We start from the raw sequence: 3,296 nt of genomic DNA, 5'->3' as shown, positions 1-3,296 counted from the left end.
CGCCGTCTTCGAGCCCAAATCGACACGAGCCCACACATTGCCCGCATCAACGGAATTGATGGCATTCTGCACGTTCTCGACGCATTTCTCGCAGGTCATTCCACCAATCTTCAAATCGAGCGCATGCTTGTAGTTCACCTCGTTCGTATCGCTCACGCGCTGCGCCTTGAATTTCTTCGACGAGTCTTTCGCACCGCCGCCGCAACAATCGTCCTTCAGCGAAAACACACGATACATGCGTCGCGCGGCGAAGACCATGCCCACGACGATAACCGCCAGCAAAACTGCCGTCTGAACATTCATGCCTTCCATATGTAAATCTTCCTTAACATCGAGTTTACTTTCATTGACTTTCGCAAAGTGTAACACTACTCTTACTTTTACAAAAAGTATGCATGAGCGAACATTGTTCATGCATAAACGCATTCGCGATTCGTCGCGATTCGAAGGAGGACAAACATGAAGAAGGCTACATTCAACACCCTGCTCGTCGGCGGCGGCTTCCTGCTGGGAACCGCAGGTATCAAGGCGCTTACGAGTGCGCCCGCAAAGAAGGCCTATGTGCATGGCATCGCATGCGGCCTGCGTGCAAAGAACTGCTATCAGGATATGGTTGAACAGGCAAAAGCCGAAGTCGACGATCTGGTCGCCGAGGCCACGTACCTCACGAGCGACGCCAAAGCCGCCAAGGCCGATTCCGAGCCTTCCGCCGAATAAAGCCTTACGGCATTCGTCATGAAGTTCTCGATAATCAAAGAGATCCCTGGCAGGGCCCGCCTGAAATTGGCGGGCCCTGTGCCTGAAGAGGACCTCGACGCGCTTATCAAACTCACCAAAGAAATCGACGGCGTGCGCCGCGTGCAGCTTTACGGACGCATCGGTCAGATGTCGGTCGACTTCGAGGCACCCAAACGCACAAACGTGCTCGATGCGCTCTGCGAAATCAACGCCGAGAAAATCGCCGATGCAAAAACCGGCTATTCCGTGCAATTCGAGCCGCGAACGCATGCACTGTTCATGAACCTGGCTGTTCTTATTGGCGCCCGCTATGCGCGCAAATGGTTCTTGCCCGCGCCCATTCGCGCCGTGTGCACGGTAGTTAGCTTCCTGCCGTTCTTGCACGCCGCGCTGTTCGAGCTGTCGCGCTCGCGCCTTACCGTACCCGTGCTTGACGCATCGGCAATTGGCATTTCGTTCGTGAAACGCGATTTCGACACGGCGTCGCAAACCATGTTCTTGTTGAACGTGGGCGAGCTGCTCGAAGATTACACGCGCGCCATGAGCGAAAACGAGCTCATCAATTCACTTCTCGACGTACCCGACAAGGCGCAAAAAGTGATTGGCGACACCGAAACCAGCGTTCCGGCAAGCGAGCTTATGCCTGGCGATTTGGTGGCCGTGCGCACTGGCATGTCTATTTGCATCGATGGCGTGGTGGAACATGGCTGCGCCATGGTAAACCAAGCCACCCTGACAGGAGAGCCACTCGCGGTCGAGCGCACCGTTGGCGATGATGTGTTCGCTGGCACCGTCGTCGAAGATGGCGAAATCTTAGTGCGCGTGCGCGCCAATACGTCGCAAACCAAGCTTCGATCGATCGTTTCGCTCGTCGAAGCCGCCGATTCACTGAAATCGGAAGGCCAATCGCGCATGGAAAACCTGGCGAATAAAATTGTACCGTGGAACTTCCTGCTCGCAGGCCTTGTAGCACTCACTACGCGCAGCCTTGTGAAAACGTCGGCCGCGCTTATGGTCGATTACTCATGCGCGCTGAAGCTCACTGGCTCTATCGCCGTAATGACTGCCATGAGCAATGCTGCCAAAGCCGGCGTCATGGTCAAAGGCGCGAAATACTTCGAAGCATTCGCCAAAGCGGACACCATCATATTCGATAAGACGGGCACGCTCACCGAGGCACAGCCGAAACTCGCGCGCGTCATTCCCACCGACGGGTGGAGCGAAGACGAAGTCCTGCGCTTTGCGGCATGCTTGGAAGAGCATTTCCCCCACCCCGTCGCCCGCGCCGTGGTTGCCGCCGCCCAAGAACGAGGGCTTGAGCATCGCGAGCGCCACGCGGCCGTGGAGTACATCGTCGCACATGGCATCGCTTCGGCACTTGACGGCAAACGCGCCGTCATCGGGTCGGCGCACTTCGTTTTCGAAGACGAACACGCGCATTTGGACCCCGAAACACTTTCTCGCGTCGAGACCGAAATGGAAGGCCTGTCGCCTTTGTTTTTGGCCGTCGATGGCGAGGTCGTAGGCGTGCTGGGAATTGAAGACCCCCTGAAACCCGGCGTGAAAGAGTCCATTGCCGAACTTCGCAATTTAGGATTCAAGCATATCGTCATGCTCACGGGCGATTCCGAACGCACCGCTGCGCGTATCGCTTCTGCGGCGGGTATCGACGAATTCCAAGCCGACTTGCTACCTGAAGATAAGTTCGCCTACGTCGACCGCATCAAGAGCGAAGGGCGTTGCGTCGCCATGGTCGGAGACGGCGTAAACGATTCGCCGGCGCTTGGCCGCGCCGACGTAGGTCTTGCCATGGGTGGTGGCAGTGATATCGCCAAGGAAGTTGCCGATATCATTTTGTCCGATACCGATCTGCAAGCCGTCGTGCGCCTGCGCAAGATGAGCCAAGGCCTCGTCAGCAGGCTCAACGGGTCATACAGCAAGGTCATGATTACCAATTCCGCCTTGCTAGCGCTCGGCATCGCTGGCATCATCACACCGCAAACTTCGTCGCTTTTGCACAATGCTTCAACGATTTTGTTCAGCCTCAACAACACCAAGGCTTATTTGCCGCCAAAGAAGGCATAGCAAAAAGGCCTAGGCACACGATGGGCGCCCTTACGGTCGCCCATTATTTTCGCAGTGATAGTTTCTTTTAAATACCTAACTCTATTTTAATACCAAGCATCTAATTACACGCTTGGTATCAAATAGAGACCTAGCTTCTATTCTGCTCTAACGCATTAATTGATGTCTGCAGCCATTTAGTGATTACAACCGCAATCATGGTCATGTGTATGGCCATGTTCCCCATGATGATCGTGCCCACAACCGCAATCGTGGCTCTGGCCAACCTCTTGCGTCGCAACGGCGCCATTTTGCGCAAGCGCGGCAGCCACGGCGGTCTCTTCCGCCGTCGTTACAACCTCATAAGACCACGAGGACAAGCCCGGGGCGTTATACACGTTCACATAGCCCAGCGATTCCATATGCTCGCACGCACGAGCCGATCGCTCGCCAGCATTCGAATAGAGCACGATGACCGAAGCGTCGTCGGAAAG

4 protein-coding genes are annotated in these 3,296 nt (G+C 55.6%); 2 read left to right on the top strand and 2 right to left on the bottom strand.

The genetic code is table 11. From position 1 onward, the window contains the following. A partial coding sequence (locus ACWI8T_RS09080; protein ID WP_449138703.1) for a heavy-metal-associated domain-containing protein occupies window positions 1-312 on the bottom strand: 312 nt, incomplete at its 3' end. Between the two features lie 147 nt (window positions 313-459). Here ACWI8T_RS09080 and ACWI8T_RS09075 point away from each other — a divergent pair. Next, complete coding sequence (locus ACWI8T_RS09075) at window positions 460-717, top strand: DUF6110 family protein (RefSeq protein WP_123219948.1); 258 nt, start codon at window positions 460-462, stop codon at window positions 715-717. A gap of 78 nt (window positions 718-795) precedes the next feature. Continuing rightward, a complete protein-coding gene (locus ACWI8T_RS09070; protein WP_449138702.1) occupies window positions 796-2,823 on the top strand; it encodes a heavy metal translocating P-type ATPase in 2,028 nt (675 codons plus the stop codon). Between the two features lie 176 nt (window positions 2,824-2,999). On the opposite strand, the gene ACWI8T_RS09065 is transcribed toward ACWI8T_RS09070, so the two are convergent. Continuing rightward, on the bottom strand, window positions 3,000-3,296 hold a 297-nt coding region (locus tag ACWI8T_RS09065; protein WP_449138701.1), incomplete at its 5' end, for a rhodanese-like domain-containing protein.

The sequence above is a fragment of the Slackia sp. genome, assembly GCF_977041755.1.
Note: the sequence above shows the minus strand (reverse complement) of the source record. Positions and strands in the feature narration are given on the sequence as shown.